General features: G+C 58.9%; 4 protein-coding genes. All 4 read left to right on the top strand.

Annotation, left to right across the window (positions count from 1 at the left end; translation table 11 throughout):
- Position 1 precedes the first annotated feature (1 nt).
- The 4 genes from QMK52_RS21820 to QMK52_RS21805 all read left to right on the top strand — a co-directional run bounded on the left by QMK52_RS21820 (position 2) and on the right by QMK52_RS21805 (position 20,228).
- Positions 2–700 (top strand): hypothetical protein, encoded by a 699-nt coding sequence (locus QMK52_RS21820; RefSeq protein ID WP_320404210.1) that lies wholly within the window; start codon positions 2–4, stop codon positions 698–700.
- Positions 700–1,326: a hypothetical protein gene (locus tag QMK52_RS21815; protein ID WP_413817824.1), complete on the top strand. Its 627-nt coding sequence runs from the start codon at positions 700–702 to the stop codon at positions 1,324–1,326. The genes QMK52_RS21820 and QMK52_RS21815 overlap by 1 nt, the downstream gene beginning before the upstream one ends.
- A gap of 200 nt (positions 1,327–1,526) precedes the next feature.
- Positions 1,527–3,248, top strand: a complete 1,722-nt coding sequence (locus tag QMK52_RS21810) for a ShlB/FhaC/HecB family hemolysin secretion/activation protein (protein WP_194438014.1) — start codon at positions 1,527–1,529, stop codon at positions 3,246–3,248.
- Between the two features lie 33 nt (positions 3,249–3,281).
- On the top strand, positions 3,282–20,228 hold the full coding sequence (locus tag QMK52_RS21805) for a hemagglutinin repeat-containing protein (RefSeq protein ID WP_320403400.1): 16,947 nt from the start codon (positions 3,282–3,284) through the stop codon (positions 20,226–20,228).
- Positions 20,229–20,237 lie beyond the last annotated feature (9 nt).

Raw genomic sequence — 20,237 nt, 5'->3', positions numbered from 1 at the left:
AATGCCTGTAACGCGTCGTCTAGATTTGCCAGCGATTGAGCGCGCCCTGCGTAAGGTGCAGAGCCGCTTTGTCCAGCTCAGCACGCAGTTTACCGAGCCGCGGGACCCGCTGACGGACGAGGTGTTGGAGAATGTGCTTGCAGGTTATGCGCTGGTTGACGACTACGTGGCCCAGGGCGTGGACCTGTTTGATCTGCACCACCTTGACCTGATGCTGGAGATCAACGCCACGGTGCTCTGTGGTCGAGATCCGGCACGCCGCCTGGAATACGCGCAACACCTGGCCGCAACCGAGGAGCACTTCTTCAACAACGTTGAGGGTGGCATCAAGGACTTGTTCAATTGGTACTGCGCCTACCGCAGTGAATCGGTGTGGAAGCGTGCAGCAGGTGTGTATGTACGCATCCTCAGCAAGCCGCAATTGTTCATCGAAGGCAATAACCGCAGTGGCTCGCTGATCGTCAGCTACCTGCTGATGCGTGCAGGGTTGCCGCCGTTCGTGCTGACACTCGAAAACGCCGAAGGCTACTTCAACCCCTCCTCGGTGATCCGCAACTCGGCCAAACATGGGGTGAAGGCGTTATATGAATTGCCCAAGATCAAGAAGAAGTACGCCGCGTTCCTGGAGGAACAAGCGCCTGATCCGGGTGTGTTTTTCTTGAGCGACACACCGCAGCCAATCTATCAGGGAGGCCAATGATGAGCAGGTATCAAACCTTTGCGGGCAAATGCCGAACGTCCGCCAACCTACTCGTTCAAGCCCTGTCCACGCGAATGCTCACACGGCCACGCGTACGGATCTCGTTTGATATCGACGACACCCTGGCCTGCCAACTTGATCACTCGCCCGTGGAAAGCAGCTGGTTGCCGGCCTGCGTCCATCGCTGGTGGGGCGAGCCGCTGCGTGTCGGCACCCGCTCCCTGACCCGGGAGCTACGGCGTCAGGGGTGCAGCATCTGGGTTTACACCTCCTCAGGCCGGGCGCCTTCGTATATCAGGCGTTGGCTGATGCTGTACGGCATACGCGTCGATGGCGTGGTGAACAGCGTCGTGCATAACCAAGCCCTCAACGCGCGCGGGCTGTTGAACACGCCGTCGAAGCTTCCGTCGGCCTTCGATATCGATTTACACGTGGATGATTCCGAGGGCGTGCGCATAGAAGGTCATGAGCATGGCTTTCGTGTGGTCGTGGTTGACCCGCAGGATGAACAGTGGGCGCAGAGAGTGCTTGAGGCTGTCGCAGGCGTGCAGGCGCAATTGGCAAGGCAGCGAGTTCCTCGATACCTGGAGCCAGCGAGACAAGGCGCTGAAGTTTTTTCTTCCTGAGATCAATGGGATGTCGTGCAAGAACGCCTTGAATGCCCGTGACTGATGAGGAACCCGCAGACGAAAAAGTCTTACCTTTCAGCACGCTTCGTCGCGTGTTAGAGATTGAGAAAAATTACTCGCTTATTTGACGCCATCAAAATGACATCCTATGATCGCCCTCCATTGGTGGCTTAACGCCACATAGAGGGATCTAGAGAATGTGGCGTTTACTGCGTCGGACCAGATGTAATCTGCTGTCCGCTTTTTTTTGCCTGGGCATTATCGGAGGGGTGCAAGCCGCCACGCCGCAGAACGCCCCAGGCATCACCGACCTGATCCGTGATCGCCAGGACCGCCTGCTCGAGGATCAGCAACGGCGGATCGAAGAGCTCAAGGATCTGCCCGGAAAGCCCGCGGCGTCCGCCGCACCGGTCGCTCCTGTCGACACCCGCTGCTTCCCGATCAAAACCATCGAACTGGGCGGTGCCGATGCGCTGTCCGAAGAGGAGCGCGCGGGCCTTATCAAGCCTTACATCGGCCAATGCCTGGGCGTACCGCAGCTCAACGAAGTGCTCAAGGTCATCACCGACCGCTATTTGGCCAAAGGCCTGGTCACCAGTCGTGCTTACCTGCTGCAGCAGGACCTTTCCAGCGGCAATCTCAAGATTCAGGTCGTCGAAGGCAGGCTGGAAAGCCTGAAGGGCGCCGAAGGCAGTGGCATCACCGACCGCCAATTGGGCATGAGTTTTCCCGGCAAGCAGGGCGAGCTGCTCAACCTGCGTGAGATCGAGCAGATGGTTGATCAGTTGAACCGCCTGCCGTCGAACCAGGCGCAGATGGAACTGGCGCCGGGCAAGGCCGTGGGTGGCAGCGATGTGCTGGTGAAAAATACTCCGCAAAAGCCTTGGCGTGTCGGGCTGTCACGGCATAACGGCGGCCAGCGCAGCACCGGTGAGCAGCAGTGGGGCGCCAGTCTGGACTGGGATAACCCGCTCGGCCTGGCCGACCAGCTTGCGTTGCGTGGCGGCCACGATGCCGTCAGCGATCATCAACGTACCTCACGCAATTCGATGCTCAGCTACAACGTACCATTTGGCTGGTGGAACCTCTCGTACAGCTACATCGAAAGCGAGTACCGCTCCCAGGCCCAGGCCAACAACTTCAAGTTCAAGCAGACCGGCGACAGCCAGAATCACCAGTTGCGCCTGGAGCGGGTTATCCATCGTGATGCCTTGAGCAAGACTTCCCTGAACACGGGCATCGCCTATCTGCGTACCAACAATTTCATCGAAGACAGCAAGCTCGCCTTGAGCAGCAACCGCCTCAGTGAAGCGCAATTGGGTATCAACCATGGTCGACGTATCGGCGGTTCATTCCTCAACATTGACCTTGGCATGCAAAACGGCATCGGCGCGTTCGATGCCCAGGCCAACCACGACCCGAAACCCGGCCAGCCCGATGCGCGCTACCGCAAATACACCGCCACAGTGAGCTACCTGTATCCATTCAAACTGTGGGGCGAGTCCCTCAGCTTCAGCAGTTTGATGACCGGCCAGCGCAGTGAAGACGTGCTGTTCAGCCCACAGCGCATGAGCCTGGGCGGTCAGTCGTCGATTCGTGGCTACAAAGATCAAATGCTTGCCGGCGACAGCGGCGGTTACTGGCGCAATGACCTGCGCTGGAGCCGCCCGGTGACATGGGCCTGGATGCAGTCGGTGTTCAGCGAATACGGCACCAGCCTCGGCTACGACCAGGGCGTGATCAGCCGTAACCGCTACAACGGCGAGCAGCACGGGCGCATGAGCAGCAACTCAGTGGAGTTGTTTGCGCGCGGCAAGAACGTCGCGGCCAGTGTGACCTTTGCACACTCTTTGGAACGGCCGGACGCGATCACAGACCGTGAAGCACCGATCTATTTCCGTCTGGATTTTTCCCTTTAAATTTTTGACCGCCTTCGGGCATCGAGACATGACATGGATGTTCGCCAGTTCGCCTTCCTCGCGCGCCAGCCTTCTGCTGCCGTAAAAAGCCGTTCCCATTTCCTGGGGCTGCCTAAACGTGGGTTGGCGTTGATCCTGGCCAACGCCATGTTCTGGCATCCGTTGCTGGCTCAAGCGGACGGCATCGTAGTGAGTGCACCGGGCACTACGCTCGGGCAAGCGGGCAATGGCGTGCCCATCGTTAACATCGCTACGCCAAATGCGAACGGGCTCTCACACAACCAGTTTCACGACTACAACGTCGGCACCAATGGGGTCATCCTCAACAACGCCACCGACCGCACCCAGTCCACGCAACTGGGTGGCATCATCGTCGGCAACCCCAATCTTAACGGCGCCGCTGCCAATATCATCCTCAACGAAGTCAACGGCGGCAGCCCCAGCCAATTGCGTGGCTATACCGAAGTGGCCGGGCAATCGGCGCATGTGATCGTCGCCAACCCCTATGGCATCAGCTGTAACGGTTGCGGCTTTATCAACACCCCGCAAGCGACACTCACTACCGGCAAGGCCGTGATCGAAAACGGCCAGATCAATCGTTACCAGGTTGATCAGGGCAGTGTGGCTATCGAAGGCGCTGGCCTGAATGCCAGCAACGTCGACCAGTTCGAAATCATCACCCGTGCCACCACCATCAATGCGCAGATTCAGGCGAAAAAACTCACCATCGTCGCCGGTCGTAACGACGTCGACGCTCGCACCCTGAATGCCACGGCGCGGGCAGCGGATGGCAGCCAGGCGCCCGAACTGGCGATTGACTCGTCGGCGTTGGGCGGCATGTATGTGGGCGCGGTCAAGCTGATGGGGACTGAGGCCGGTGTCGGCGTGAAGTTGTCGGGGGACATGGTCGCTGGCGGCGATATTCAGATCGATGCCGGTGGCCATGTGGTCATGGGCCAGACAACCGCGGGCGGTGCTGTCAACGTGAAGGCCCAGAGCGTCGAAACTCAGGGGCTGGTCGCCGCAGGCGGTTCCCTGAACATGAAAACTCAGGGCGATCTGACCAACCAAAAAAGCCTGGTTGCTCGTGATCGCGTGCAGCTACAAAGCGGTGGTGCGTTGACCAACAACGGCATCATCGAAGCGGGTGTCAATGTTGACCAGACACGCAATGTACAGGGTGATGTTCAGGTCTCAGCCGGGCAGTTGAACAACAATGGCAAGACACTCGTTGCCAGCCGCGACCTTTCAGTCAATGTCGCTGGAGCTCTGAATAATCAGGGCGGCACCCTGAGTGCACAAAACCAGCTCAAGGTCAGTGCCGCAACACTGGATAACCAGCAGCAAGGTCGTGTGCTGAGTGCCGCAAGTATTGAGCTGAATACCGCACGGCTGCTCAATTCCAACGCAGGCTTGGTGGTCGGCGACCGAGGCCTGAGCGGGCGCGTCGGGCAGTTGGTCAATCGTAAGGGTGAGCTCTCAAGCCTGGCTGAAGTCACCTTGCAGGTGGAGAGTCTGGACAACGTCGCTGGCCTGATATCTGCCGGCCAGGCGCTACGCTTGACCGCAAGTAGCATGGCCAATAATCAAGGTGGTCGCCTGGTTGCCGGGCAGCATCTGCAGATTAACGCCGGGCAACTGGACAACAGCCAGTCAGGCGTCCTGACCAGTCAGGGCGACCTGGGGCTGAATGTTGCCGGTACGTTGGAGAATCAACAGCATGGCCGAATCGAATCGAGTACCGCCTTACAGGTCAATGCCGGGAACTTCAACAACCACCAACAGGGCGTCCTCGCCAGTGGTGGCGCCCTTGAACTGACGGCCGGCTCGCTCAATAACAGCCAAGGTGGATCAATCTCCAGCGCCAAGGCTCTCAATGCCCGTGTCACCAGCCTCGACCAGCATGAGCAAGGGCGCATTTCCAGCAATAGCGACCTAACCCTGGACCTGGGCAACGGCCACCTCGACAACCGCGATGCAGGCTTGATCAATGCCAGTGGCCAACTGACGTTGAAAAATCTCAATAGCGTCGACAACCGCAGTGGCGAGATTTCCAGTGTCCATGGTTTTAGCGTCGCGGCAAACAGCCTGGACAACCGCGCAGGCAAGCTGCTCAGTGACCAGGCCTTGGGCTTGCGTATCGCCCAGACGCTGAACAATGGTGCCGGTCAGATTGCAGCCAGCGGGCTGGATATTGACGTTGCCAGTTTGATCAACGACCAACGCGGTCGAGTTCACAGCCGTGATCGGCTTAACGCCAGGGTAGGTGGTTTGCTCGCCAATCAAAGCGGGAGTTTCAGTGCCGACGCGGGCGCAGAGTTAAACGTGGGAAGCCTGGACAACAGCAATGGCGGCCAACTCTTCAGCCAACGCGATTTGAGCCTGAACCTCAATCGGGGTCACCTGAACAACCAGGGTGGCTTGATCAATTCCCCAGGCCAGTTGTTGCTGAGCCAACTTAACAGCGTCGATAACCAGGGCGGCGAAATCTCCAGCGCCCAAGCCTTCGATCTGATCGCGGATCAACTCAATAACAGCGCCGGCAAGTTGCTCAGTGAGCAAGCCTTGAGTGTGCGCATTGCCCGCGCCCTGGACAACACCAAAGGTGCGTTGACCGCAAAGGCCCTGGATGTAAGGGCTTTAACGCTGATTAACCAGTCCGGTCGACTCGCTGCGGTGGACGGCCTCAACCTGCAAGTCGATGGCGAACTCGATAACCGCAGTGCAAAGGTTCTGGGCAAAAATCTTGTGCTTGGCGTTGGGACGCTCAATAACGACCAGGGCCTGGTACAGGGTGATTCGACGTTGCTGCTCCAGGCGGGCGGCGCGGTCAGCAACCAGGCAGGCACGTTGGCCGCTGGGCACAGCGTGACGCTCAACAGCGCGAGTCTGGATAACCGCAAAGGTAACTTGACCAGCGGCGGTGCGCTGACGGCAGGTATTGCGGGCAGCCTGCTCAACCAAGCGGGGCTTTTGAGTGCCGGCACTGACCTGCAGTTGAATGCCACCGACCTGAACAACTCGCTCAAGGGGCGGATTGCCGCTCAGCAGGTACAGCTCACGGGGCAAGGGTTGGATAACAGTGCAGGCGGTAGTCTGTATGCCAAAGGTCAATTGGGTGTGGCCCTCGGCGGCCAGTTGAACAACGCCCAAGGCACACTGCGCAGCGATGGTCGTTTGACCATCAATGCCTCCGGTTTAACCAATGATGACGCTACACTCTCCAGTGCCAGCGACCTTAAGATTACGGCCGGCAAGCTGAGCAACCAGGGCGGGCGCCTTAGCAGCGCGACCCAGTTGGGTATGGCGGTTACCGCACTGGACAACAGCCGCAAGGGGCAGGTCTCCAGCCAGGCCGATGTAAGCCTGGACCTGCAAGGTGGCCATCTCAACAATAGTTCTGGTCTGATCAATGCCCCAGGGCAATTGCTGCTCAAGCAACTGGGCAGCGTTGATAACCAGGGCGGTGAAATTTCCAGTGCGCGCGCCTTTGAGTTGGCGGCGACGGCCTTGAATACGACGGACGGCAAGATACTCAGCCAGCAAGCCCTGACCTTGCGTATTGCCCAAGCGCTGGACAACACCCGTGGCTTGATTTCCGCCGCTGCCTTGCAGGTAAACAGCGCCAGCCTGGGCAACCTGGGCGGCAAGCTGAGTGCCGTTTCCGACCTGAACCTCGGCGTAGACGGTGTGCTGGACAACCGCAACGGTGAATTGCTGGGTCAGCACTCGACAGTCGAAGTGGCTGCGCTGAACAACAGTCAGGGGCGCATCCAGGGCGATAACCGCTTGACCTTGACCAGCCACGGTGCGGTCAACAATGACAAAGGTACGCTAGCCGCCGGTCAGATGCTGATGGTCAATGCCGCCAGCCTGGACAACCAGTCCAAGGGCCGCCTGACCAGCAAGGGTGACGCGCACCTGGTGGTGGGGAGTGTGGATAACCGCGGCGGCAGCATCACCTCGGTCGGGCAGTTGCAGGTCAAGGGTGACCAGCTGGATAACCGTCAGGCCGGGTTGCTCAACTCGGGCAAGGCCATGAACCTGTCCATCGGCAAACTGGACAACCGAGGGGGCGAAGTTTCCAGCGTTACCGAACTGACGATGACCGGCCGCGAACTGGACAACAGCAATGCCGGTCGCGTACTGGCCAATAGCACGCTCCAGTTGACGCTCGACAGGCTGAACAACCAGCTCAAGGGCCTGATTTCTGCGCAACAGGAAGTCAATATCAAAGCAACCAGCCTGGACAACAGCGCCCAAGGCAACCTCTACGCCAAACGCAATCTGGACGTGACCCTGGCCGGTGAGGCTGACAACAGCCAAGGCGTAATGCGCAGCGACGCCGCCTTGCAACTGCGCGCTGGCAGCGTGGGCAACAACGGCGGGCGCATCAGCAGCGGCGGGGCACTCTTGTTGACCGCAGCCAATGCGATCAGTAACCAGAACGGTGATGTGCTCAGCGCGGATACAACGACGGTGAAAGCTGGCAGTGTCGACAACAGCGCAGGGCGTATTGTTGCTGATGGTGCATTGCAACTGACTACCGGCGTATTGCTCAACCAGCACCAGGGCCGTGTCACCAGCGCTGATCGCCTCAACCTGACAGCGACCGATGTAGACAACCGTTTCGAGGGCCGCATCGCCAGTGACCAGGCGCTCAACGCCAATATCACCAGCCTGGACCAGCGCGGTGCTGGCGAACTTTACAGCAACAGCGAACTGACCCTGGACATGAACCATGGGCACTTGAACAACGCCGATGGCTTTATCAACGCGCCGGGGCAGTTGTTGCTCAAAAACCTGAAAGGCGTCGACAACCGTAACGGCGAAATATCCAGCACGAAGGCCTTTACCGTGAGTGCCGACAGCCTGGATAACAGCGCCGGCAATTTACTCAGCGACCAAGGCTTGACCCTCAAAATCGAACAGGCCCTGCTCAACGTCAAAGGGCTGATTTCGGCCGCCGGCGTTGGGCTCGACGCCGTGCGCCTGGATAACCGCGAAGGTAAGGTCAGCAGCTCCCTCGGCACGCGTCTGGCGGTCAAAGAAGATCTGCTTAACGACCAGGGCGAAATCGTCAGCACAGGCCACACGCAGTTGAATGCGGCAAGCTTGAGCAATACCGCAGGGCAAGTGCTCGGTGATGTCAGCCTGGACGTGAAGGTCAAGGGTGCTTTGAATAATCAGGCTGGCACACTCGGCGCCGGTAGCGCGTTGGACGTACACGCGGCAAGCCTGGATAACCGCCAGGCCGGGAAACTGGCCAGTGACGGCCGGCTCAGCGCAACGATTGACGGGCTACTGGACAACCAGGCAAAAGGGCAGGTGTTGGCCAAGGGCGCGATGGAACTGCGTGCCGGTCGTCTGGATAACCGCGAAGGGCGGCTAACCGGGCAGGACCTGTTGACGTTGCACAGTGCGAATGTCGACAACCGCAGCGGTTTGATCCTTTCCAAGAAGGACCTTCAACTCAATGTGGCTGAAGTGGACAATCAGCAAGGCTCACTCAGCAGCAAGGCGGCCTTGGGCTTCGCCGGGCAACAGTTGCGCAACCAGAAGGGCCTGGTGAGTGCAGTCGGGCCCCTGCGACTGACTGCCGACAATGTGCAAAACGCGGCTGGCCGCATCGCCAGTCAGAGTGATCTGCAGGCAACCATCGGCGTACTGGCCCAACAGGGCGGTGAGCTGGTTGCCCAGAACGAGCTGAGCCTGAGCGGGACCTCCCTGGACAATCGCGATGGCGGTCTGGTAGGGGCCACAAAAGCGCTGAAACTGACGGTCGGCACCGTTGATAACCGCGCGGGCGAGATCTCCAGCCAGAGCAGTGTCGACTTCAAGGGACAGCGCCTGGATAACAGCGCAGGCAAACTGATGGCTGGTACGGCGCTGGAGTTGGCCGTGGCCCACGTGATCAACCAGGCCCAAGGGCTGGTATTTGCCCGAGACAACCGCTTTAACGGCGCGCGCCTGGACAACGGCCAAGGCCGCTTTGCCGGCCAGCAGTCACTCAATATTTCCCTGGCTGCCATTCCGGGGAGTGAATTGGACGGGCGACTGGATAACCAGCAGGGCCAGGTCAGCAGCGAGGGCACGTTGCAACTGACCAGCGCGACCCTCAACAACAACGCCGGTGCACTCTCTTCGGCGGGTGCGCTCACACTTGCTGCCAGCGGTGCTATCACCAACCAGGGCGGCATCATGGAGACCGATGCCGCCCTGACGCTCACCAGCGCGAGCCTGGACAACGGCCCCAAAGGCCTGCTCAACAGCCGGGGTGCGCTGACCCTGACCACCGGCACGCTGAACAACAATGGTCGTATCACCAGCGCCGATCGCCTGGGTCTTTCAGCAACCCAGGTGGACAACAGCGGACGTATCGCCAGCAGCAAAAACCTGACCGCCGCGATCACCGGCCTGAATCAACAGGGCGGTGAGCTATTCAGTAATACCCAGCTCGATCTTGACCTGAACCACGGCCAACTGAGCAACGTGGGCGGGCTTATCAATAGCCCGCTGCTGATGTTGAAAAACCTGGCCGATGTGAACAACCAGCGTGGCGAAATTTCCAGCCAGCACGCCTTCGTCCTGGCGGCTCGTAACCTGGATAACGGCGGCGGCAAGCTGATCAGCAACCAGGCTCTGACACTGCAGGTGCAAAACGTTTTGGGCAACGTCAAAGGTGCGATCAGCGCAGCCGCGCTCAACGCCAACAGTGCCCGCTTGGACAACACTGATGGTCTGCTCAACAGTCGTGGCGTCATGGACGTCTCGGCCACCCAAGCGCTTGATAACCAGCGCGGAACGCTGATTGCCGACGGCGCCATGCGGCTGTCTTCCGCTCGGCTCGACAACCGTGACGGTGATGTATCGGGCAAGGCATTGGTGACGGTTGATATCGATCAGATCGATAACCGTGGCGGTCAACTCATCAGCACTACGGCAGTGGATGTGCGTGGTGCGTCCCTGGACAACCGCAAAGGCCTGGTTGGCGCCGATAAAACCCTGAAACTGCGGGTCGATAGTATCGACAATCGTGGCGGCGAACTGTCGACCAACGCCGACTTGACCGTCACCGGGCAAACCCTGGATAACAGCGATGCCGGTCGTGTGCTGGCCGGGCAATCGTTGAATCTCACACTTGCCAAGCTGCTTAATCGCAACCAGGGCCAGCTCAACACGCAGCGTCTGATGCTCAGTGCTCAGGACCTGGACAACAGTACCGGCAAACTGCTCGCTCAACAGCTTCTGCAACTTGAGCTCAAAGGTGAGTTGAATAACGGCCAGGGTGTGCTCAACAGTGAAGGGCGCCTGAGCGTCGATGCGGCGAGCGTAGTCAACCGCCAGGGGCGGATTTCCAGCGCCGACGCGTTGGTGCTGGGTTCGCAGGGGGCTCTGGACAACGAGGGCGGTGAGCTCGTGACTGACAGCACGCTGCAACTGCGCAGCGCTAGCCTGGAGAACCAGAAGGGCGTGCTCAGTGGCAAAGGGGCGGTCAGTGTAACCACCGGCGCGCTGGATAACACTGGGGGCCGTCTCACCAGTGGCGACACCCTGGAGCTGAAGGCGGGGCTAGTGAACAACAGCGCTGGCAACATCGGCAGCGCCCAGGCCCTGACGGCCAGCGTCAGTGGGCTTGATCAACAAGGTGGCAAGCTGTTCAGCAACGCGGGCCTGACCCTGGACCTGAACAATGGCCAGCTCAACAACCAGCAGGGACTCATCAACGCGACCGGACCGCTGGTGCTCAGCCACCTCAATGGTGTGAACAACCAGGCCGGTGAAATATCCAGCGGCCAGGCCTTCAATATCGTGGCGCGCAACCTGGATAACAGCAGTGGTCGCCTGCTCAGCAACCAGGGCCTGACCCTGCGTATCGACCAGGTACTCACCAACGTCAAGGGTTTGGTTGCAGGTTCGAGCCTGAGTGCTCAAGCGGCCGCCGTCGATAACCGCGGCGGTACGCTGACCAGTCGCGGCGGGCTTGAGTTGACCAGCACCGGGCTACTGAGCAACGGGCAACAAGGGTTGATCAACGCCGCACAAGCACTGACAGTCAATGCGGGCAACCTCAATAACCAGGGCGGTAGTCTGCTTGGCACCAGCGCCCTGACGATCAATGCTTCGGCCTTGGACAACAGCGCCAAAGGCCTGATCAACAGCCAGGGCCGCCTGCAGTTGAATGCACTGGCCCTGGATGCCAGCGATGGCGGTGAGGTGTCCGCCAAGGGTGATATGGACCTTACGCTGACCTCCCTGGCACTGCGTGACGGCCGGCTGATTGGTGAGCAGCGCTTGACTGCTGACCTGTCCGACGGTGATCTGGATAACCGTAAAGGCCTTGTCTTCGCTAAAGGCCCGCTGACCTTGAAGCGCTTGCGCGACCTGCAAAACCAAGGCGGTGAAGTCTCCAGCCAAAGTGTCCTGAGCCTGGTGGCCCGTAACCTGGATAACAGTGCGGGTACGCTCATCAGCCAGCAGATACTCACTGTGCAGGCAGATGACACCGTCAATCGAGGCGGCTTGATATCAGGCTGGCAGGGTCTGAAGGTGACCGGCACGCGCCTGGACAACCGTGACAAAGGCACACTGTCGAGTCGCAACGGCGATCTTGATGTGCGCCTCAGTGGCAGCTTGCTCAACAGTGGCGAGGGTGCGTTGGCTAGCCAAGGGCGGTTGAGTGTCAGCACCGCCGGCCTGGATAACAGCAACAAAGGTGTTATCTCCAGCGGCGCGCAGCAGACCTTGAGCGTGATTGGCGCGTTGAACAACACCCAAAGTGGGTTGATCGACAGCGGTTCGACGCTGGATCTGAGCGCGGCCAACCTCGACAACAGTGCCGGCACTATCACGGCCCTGCGCAACCTGAACTTCCTGGGTGGCGACTTGCTCAATACCGGTGGGTCGCTGATGGGTAACGACCATCTGGTGCTGAACCTGCAAGGTCACCTTGGCAACGTCAACGGCAAGATTGCGGGTACCAGCTCGCTGCTGCTCAAGCAAGCTATTGAAGTGGATAACCGTGGTGGGCAACTCGCTAGCCAGGGAGCGCTGTCATTGGCCATGGGTGGTCTGAACAACAGCGAAGGCGGCACCGTTGCGTCCAAAGGTCGGCTAGCCATTGATGCCAGCGCTATTGTGCAAAACAACGCCGACGGCCTGATTTACAGTCAAGAAGGCGACCTGCAAATCAAAGCCTTTGGCCTGACCAACGCGCAGGGCAAATTGCAGGGGCAAAACGGTTTGCGTGTCGAGGTCAATAGCGACCTCGACAACCAGGGCGGCAATATCATCAGCCAGACCGGTGACGTGCACCTCAAGGCCGGCAACCTAGACAACCGCAGCGGTGTGCTCGCGAGTCTCAAGGGCGCCATCGAGGCCGGTGTGGTCGGTGTGCTTCGCAACGGTCCTGACCTGAGCGGCAACCCCAAGGGCGGCTTGATTCAGGGCCAGAGCCTTCTGCTGACGGCTGGCCAGCTCGATAATCAGGGTGGTCACGTTGGCGCGCAGACGGGGAGTGCGCTGCTGACCACCGCAACCCTCAATAACCAGCAGGGCGCTTTGTACGCCAAAGCCCTCATGCGCATCAATGGCGGTAGCCTTGATAACAGCACCGGCCAGATAGCCGGTGACCAGATAGCGCTAGGCCTCAATGGCCAACTGACCAACCACAACGGCCTGATCGAAAGCACCAACAGCCTGACCGTGGCCGCCAACGCCATCGATAACCAGGGCGGCAAGTTACGCGCGCTGGGTCGTACGGGCAAGACGGAGTTCCAGATCGGCGGCGTGTTCGACAACCGTAACGGCGCCGTGGAAACCGCCAACCAGGACCTGACCCTGGCGGCTGCCAGCTTCCAGAACAACGGCGGCCAATTGCTGCATGTGGGTGAGGGCACGTTCGACATCTCGTTGCCCAACGTGACCGGTGCCGGGGGCACCATAGTCACTCGTGGCGGCCTGACCTTGAACGCGGACACCTGGACCAACACCAGCGTCATTCAGGCCGGGCGTTTGAACGTCAACGTCAATAACTTCACCCAGACTGAGACCGGACAACTGCTGGCTTCGACGCACCTGGAAGGCAAGGGCGGTAGTTGGGTCAATAATGGCTTGATTGCCAGTGATGGCAGTTTAAAGCTCGACCTCACGGGCGTTTATAGCGGTAACGGGCGAATCACCAGCCAGAGCGGTCTCAACCTGCATGCGGCTCAGTTGGACCTCAGTAAGAGCGCCAAGATTACCGGCGGTGGCGATACCCTGGTCAACATTGATGGTCAATTGAACAACTATGGACGGTTGACCTCTGCGACCAGCCTTGAACTCTCGACAGGTACGCTGAACAACTACGGGACATTGGGTGGCGCACAAAATGTGACGGTAACCAGTGCAGCCTTGTTGAACGATCATGGCTTGTTGTTCAGCGGCAGCGACATGGCTTTGCACAGCAACACAATCACCAACCAGTACGGCGACATCTACAGCCTTGGGCGACTGGACGTGACCGGTCGAGATGGCGTGAGCAAAGCAGCCAGTTTCGAAAACCTGTCAGGCAGCATTGAATCCAGTCGTGACATGTCTCTTAAGGTTGCCAGCCTGACTAACCGCCGGGATGAGTTCACCACAAAAGACACCGCCGGTAGCGGCGGGTCACTCACCAATATTTGTTGGGACTGCCGAGGCGATCACTTTGTTGTCGACTTTGTCGGCACGGAAAACTATCAAACTGAGTTACTCAAGACATCGGCTACTTCGACTATCCAGTCGGGCGGGCGCATGGATATCGCCGCTAATACGCTGCTCAATGAATACAGTGTTATCGCTTCTGGCGCCGACATGAACATCGCTGCGGATACGCTGACCAACAAAGGCGCTGCGTCCAGCTCCGGAACGCGTACCCGTACCTGGCGGCTGGAAGCGACTAACGGTACTTATTGGCGCTTCAAACGTGGTGTCATGGACCCCTACAACGCCCAGCCAGGACCTAAAAGCTTGCCGGTCGGTGCGTTGTCAGCGTTCAGGCTGATTGACGACACCCTGGTGTCGACCGCTGGCGCTTCACTGGCCCCAGCGATCATTCAGGCTGCAGGTGCCGTGAACATCACCGCCAGCAAGACCTTGATCAACAGCATTGAGACGTCCAACACAGCGTTGGCCGGGCGCGCGCCGCGCAATGAGGACACGGGTGTCGCCAGCGGTCCAGCAACCGTGGTGGTGCAGCTCGCTCCGCAATTGCCACCGGACCTGGCCCAGCGACAAGTCAACCCGCTGACATTACGCGGCTTCACCTTGCCCACCGGCACCCACGGTCTGTTCCGCCTCAGTAGCCAGGCGGTTGATGACACTCAAGCCACCCAAGCCGCCAGTGGCCCGCAGAGTTGGACCATGGGCGGTGCCACTCTAGGCCTCGCTCAGCGCCAGGACGCACAGCCAGCGCTTGAAACACGCACCTTCGACTTCAAGAATGTCGCCCACCAGGACGCGTCTACCCGTCAGTTGGATCCCACCGCACGTCAGGTCAGTGGCATCACCGCCACCAGCAGAACACTTAACGTTGCCGGGGCCGGTGATGTCGACAACGGCAGCGGTTGGACTCCCAGCCAGATCACCACAGGTGAAATCGCCCGGGGTGAGGACATTAACGCCCAGAATCCGTCTACAGGCCCAACTCCGCCAGTGGCGAACGTCACAGGTCCAAGCGATCAGCCTGGCTTGGCGCTGACTGAAAGGGATACACATATTCAGGTCGTCACGCCGGGCGAGCCGTCTCGACCGACGTTGGACATTCCTGGCGTGACGCCGGTTATGCCAGGCGTCCAGCCGGTAGTGAGCGCACCCGTTGCACAAGGTCCGGGCAGCAGCCCAACCCAGATCGCAGAGGTGACTGCCCAACCGGTCAATGCAGCGGCGCAAACCACTATAGTAGCGAGCCAGACCATCAACCGCGTGCAAGGCTTTATGCCCACCGCGCCGGTGTCCCAACCGCATAAATACCTGATCGAAACCAACCCGGTACTCACGGACCTCAAGCAGTTCATGAGTTCCGACTACCTGCTCGCAGGCTTGGGTTACAACCCGGACGAAAGCGCCAAACGCCTGGGCGACGGCCTCTATGAGCAACGGTTGATCCAGCAAGCCGTGCAAGCGCGCACAGGGCAACGTTTTATCGACGGTCAGAACACCGACGAGAAACTGTTCAAGTACCTGATGGACAATGCGATCCAGAGCAAACAGCAACTGAACCTGGCAGTGGGCGTGACCTTGACCTCACAACAGGTTGCGGCCCTGACCCATGACATCGTCTGGCTCGAACAGCACGAAGTGAACGGTGAGAAGGTGCTGGTGCCCGTGCTGTATATGGCCCAGGCCGACAATCGCCTGGCGCCCAACGGTGCCTTGATCGCCGGTAACGACCTGAACCTGATCGCCGGTGAAAACCTGGAGAACGCCGGTACCCTGCGCGCCACCAACAACCTGTCAGCCAAAGCGGGCAACGACCTGATCAACAGCGGCTTGATCGAAGCCGGTAACCGCCTGGACCTGCTGGCGGGTAACAACATCGTCAACAAGTCCGGCGGCATCATCGCCGGACGCGACGTAACGCTCACCGCGATCAAGGGTGATGTGATCAACGAACGTGCCGTGACCCGTACCGGTAACGGTACTGCTGAACGCCGCGACTATCTCGACAGTGCGTCACGCATCGAGGCTGCCAATGACCTGACGATGAATGCAGGTCGTGACATAGCCAATACCGGTGGCGTACTGCAAAGCGGGCGTGACACCACATTGGTCGCTGGCCGTGATGTGCACATCGATGCCGTTGAGCAACGCAATGGTTTGGATCTGGGCAACCGCCTGCGTACCGAAACCGTGACGCAAAACGGTGCCAGTGTGGAGACGGGTCGTGACCTCAAGGTGTCGGCAGGGCGTGACTTCAGCGCCATTGCCAGCCGCATCGATGCCAAGCGTGACTTGAGCATTACGACAACTGAGAACCTGAGCATTTCGTCGGCCGCCGACGAACAGCATTCATCGAGCAAGTCCAAGAAGGTCACTCAGTCCAAGGATCACATCAGCCAGGTTTCCAGCGTGCTGACGGCCGGCGGCGACGTGTCGCTCAATGCCGGTAAAGACCTGGAACTCACCGCCAGCCGGATTTCCGGTGGCGGCAACGTGGCACTTGATGCACAACGCGATGTGAGCATTCTGTCGGCACTGGATGAAGACGCTTCGTTCTACTCGAAAAAGAGCAAAGGCTCGTTCGGTCGCAGCAAAAGTCGGCAGCAGGAAAGCTACGACAGCACCAACGTAGCCTCCGTCGTAGAAGCCGGCAAAGACCTGACCGTCAACGCCAGCAAGCAAGCCGATGGCGGCATGAGCATCGACGGCGGGCGTGACGTCACCGTGATCGGCAGCCAGTTGAAAGCAGGCGGCGACATGCTGCTGGGGGCCACCGGTGACATCGCGGTGCTGTCGGGTGTCGAGGAGCATGGCTCCTACAGCAAGAAAACCAAGTCCGGGTTCCTGGGGCTGTCCAAAAGCGGCAAGAGCCAGTTGAAAACTACTGCCAGCCAAGTGGGCAGTGAGTTGGAGGCGGGCAATGACGTGGTGGTGGCTGCGGGTAATGACGTGCGGGTGCGGGCCAGTGAGATAAGTGCCGATAACGACACCGAACTGCGCTCCGGGCTGGTCAATAGCACGGGTGACATCAACCTGATTTCTGCGAACGACACGGCCTATAGCCGCAGTGAAGAGCACAAGAAGAAGTTTGGTTATACGGAAAGGCCGACATCGGTCGCCATTTCGTCCGCTAAGAAGGCCGGTCGTGAAGCCCAGAGCAGCACCAGCGTGGGCAGCCATGTAAGCGCCGAGCGCGATGCAACTTTGCAGGCTGAGCGCGACATCAACCTGGTTGGCAGCGGAATCACCGCAGGGCGCAATGTCAATCTGGATGCAGGCCGCGACGTCAATGTGGTCGCCGCGCAAGACACCAGCAGCGAACGTAGCTGGGAGAAGAAAAAGCAGACGGGTTCAAGCCTCTCCAGTAACGGTAATGGCATCAGCATTTTCGCCGGCACCGAAGGCAGTGGGGAGAAGAATCGTGTCGAACACGAGACCGCTTCCAGCAGCCGGATCAGCGCCGGACAAGATGTGGCGATCAACGCCAAGCGTGATATCAACCAGCGCGGCTCTGATGTGGGTGCTGCCAGTGATATTGAGCTGACGGCGGGCAGAAATATCAATATCGATGCTGCGCGTGAAAGTGTGCTCACCGAGCAGATACGCGAGAAAGAGAGCAACGGCCTGGGTGTTTCAATCAACCATAACTATGCCAATACCAAGGACGCTGTCAGCGGAGCAGGGAAAGGCGAGGACAATGTCAGCAAAGGCTCAAGCACACTCAAAGCAGTTGATTCGGTCAGTCAGTTTGTCAGTGGGCCGACGCTGGACGGGAAGTTCGGCAACAGCAAGCAAACCAACAGCCAGCAGGTTATCGAGCAGACCAACCGATCTTCAACCCTGAGCGCTGGTAACGATCTGCACCTTAACGCTGGCAACGATGTGCTGGTGAAGGGAAGCCACCTGGACGCCGGGCGTGACATCAATATCAAAGGGCGTGACGTCACGCTGGACGTAGCCAAGGGCAGCATCAGTGAAGAAACCACCCACACCCAGAGTTGGGGCGGTATTCATGGCGGCACCAGCGGCGGGATCAAGCTGGGCGCCGGCGGCAGCTTCGGCACGGCTACGGGCGAGAGCTCTCAAGGCTCGTCTACGGCTTCACAGCTGGAAGCCGGTCGCGATATCAACCTCAAGGCCAGCAATGACCTGAACTTGATTGGAACGCAGGCCAAAGCCCAGCGGGATATCGAGCTGAATGCCGGCAACGATTTGAACATTCGTTCGGCGCATAACGACAGCAACAGCGAAAACAACCGTCACAGCGGCGGCGGCGAAGCAGGCCTGACGTTTGGTTCCGAAGGCATTGGCGTCTACGTCAGTGTCAGCATGGGCAAGGGCAACCTGGAGCGAGAAGGCCAACGCCAACAAGAGGCATACCTCTATGCCGGCGACCGCCTGGGGTTCGCCAGTGGCAAAGACACCACCATCGGCGGAGCGAACCTCAGAGGCGATGAAGTGGTGGGGCGTGTGGGCGGCGACCTCAAGGTTTCGTCGGTCGCTGATACGGGCAAGGTCAAGGGCAAAGAGTTCGATATCAGCGTTACGGCCACCATCGGCCCGGGTGCGGGTGTCAGCGGTTCGGTCGGCTTTGGCAAGACCACAGGCAAAACCGACTGGGTCGAAGAGCAAACCCGCGTTACCGGCAAAAACGCAGTTGATATCAGGACAGAGAACCACACCCAAATCGACGGAGCCGTCATCGCCGCTGACAACGGCAACCTGAAACTGGACACCGGCACCCTCGGCTTCAGCGATATCGCCGGGCAAGACAAAGAGCATGGGTACTACCTGAACGTAGGTGGCACCTATAAAGCCGGGAGCAGTGAAAGCAAAGGCAACACCGTACAAGACAGCAGCCAGGCGGGCAAAGGCAAGGAAGGTCAAACCGGTTGGAGCGTTGAGGGTTGGAACTACGAGAAAGAGCGTGAGCAGATTGTCCGAGCCACGGTGGGGGCAGGTGAAATCGTCGTACGCAAGGATGCTGAGACAGACGCTGACTCTACGGCCGGGTTGAACCGGGATGTGAGCAAGGCCTATGAGATCACCAAGGATGATGAAAAGCGAACGGATCTGTATGCGAGTAGTTCGTCCATTGATGCTGTACTTAAACCTGGAGAAACGCTGAAACAATGGTCTGACGGGTTACTCAACTACGATAAAACGGCGCTGGACAACTTCAACAAGGCCGCCGGGGCATTGCATGCAGTAGTCAATCGAGTGGAAGCCATGCAGGGCCGTCCGATGGATGCTCGTGCAGAAGCCATGGCCGGCAAAGACTTGGCCGAAAGTACACTTGAAGCCCTAATTCTCTCTGGCATGAGCCCCAGATCGGCAATGGCAAAAATGGGGGAACCCGAATTTATCGACAGCGTCCTGAGAAGTGTGGCGTCGTTAAACGGGATCGAACCTAAGGTGCTTGCCGACGCGCAGAAGATGGTTGAGTCGAGCACCTATAAACCCGACCCTCAGGCACTGGTACTGGAAACGTCGGAAGTCAATCCGACAGGGATTGACGAGCTTCAGGGTGTGATTCGTCAACTCGGGGCAATACAGGCTTATAAAAACGAGCATCCTGAGAGTTTGGAAGCGATAGCCTATGTGTTGGCCGCGGCTCAAGGCCCGAAAGGTGTTGCCCAATTTATCGCGATGAAGGCTGTTGAGGGGACCGAGGCGGGGCAAGCGATCTCGGAAAACATAGACAAGGCCAATGCTTTCGTCGGACAGAAGGTCGCCGAAATCGTTGAAGGGACCGAACTGAATCCGACGTATGACAGCGACAAATATCTGATTGGCGGGGGAGAGCTGCTTTCCAGTATATTGTTTGGGGCGATGCCTGCTCGTAAAGGTGAGGGTGCAAAAAGGACGGACAAAGGAAAGGCGCCATACACCTCGACTGTCTCGACGGATGCTGAGGCTGGCATGCCGTATGCCCACCCGGTAAAGGGGGCTGGTGCAAAAGGGTTAGAAATTGCGCCTGGTAAATTTGATTACTTGTTTGGCCGTGTCGCTAGTAACTCCCATAATGCCGCTCGTTCAAATCAGCTTGCGCTCGAAATGAAGAGACTTGGTGTTCCAGACAATGCCGCTGGTCGTCAGATGCTTACTGATCACTTGACCCTTTCTGCCAAAACTGACGGCAATGTGATGAGCACGTTCTCCAATCAGTACGGAAAATTTGAGGTCAGAGAGTCCTTGTTTATGGGACCATCGGGCAAGGCTGCTAATTTTCAGAGCACATTCCAGATTCTTGATGACGGAACTCGTAAACTCAGCACAGTCATACCGCTTCACTGAGGAGCTCGT

Source organism: Pseudomonas sp. P9_2 (assembly GCF_034008255.1).
Lineage (GTDB): Bacteria > Pseudomonadota > Gammaproteobacteria > Pseudomonadales > Pseudomonadaceae > Aquipseudomonas > Aquipseudomonas synxantha_A.
The sequence above is the reverse complement of the archived record's forward strand: the minus strand, read 5'-3'. Positions and strand labels throughout refer to the sequence as shown.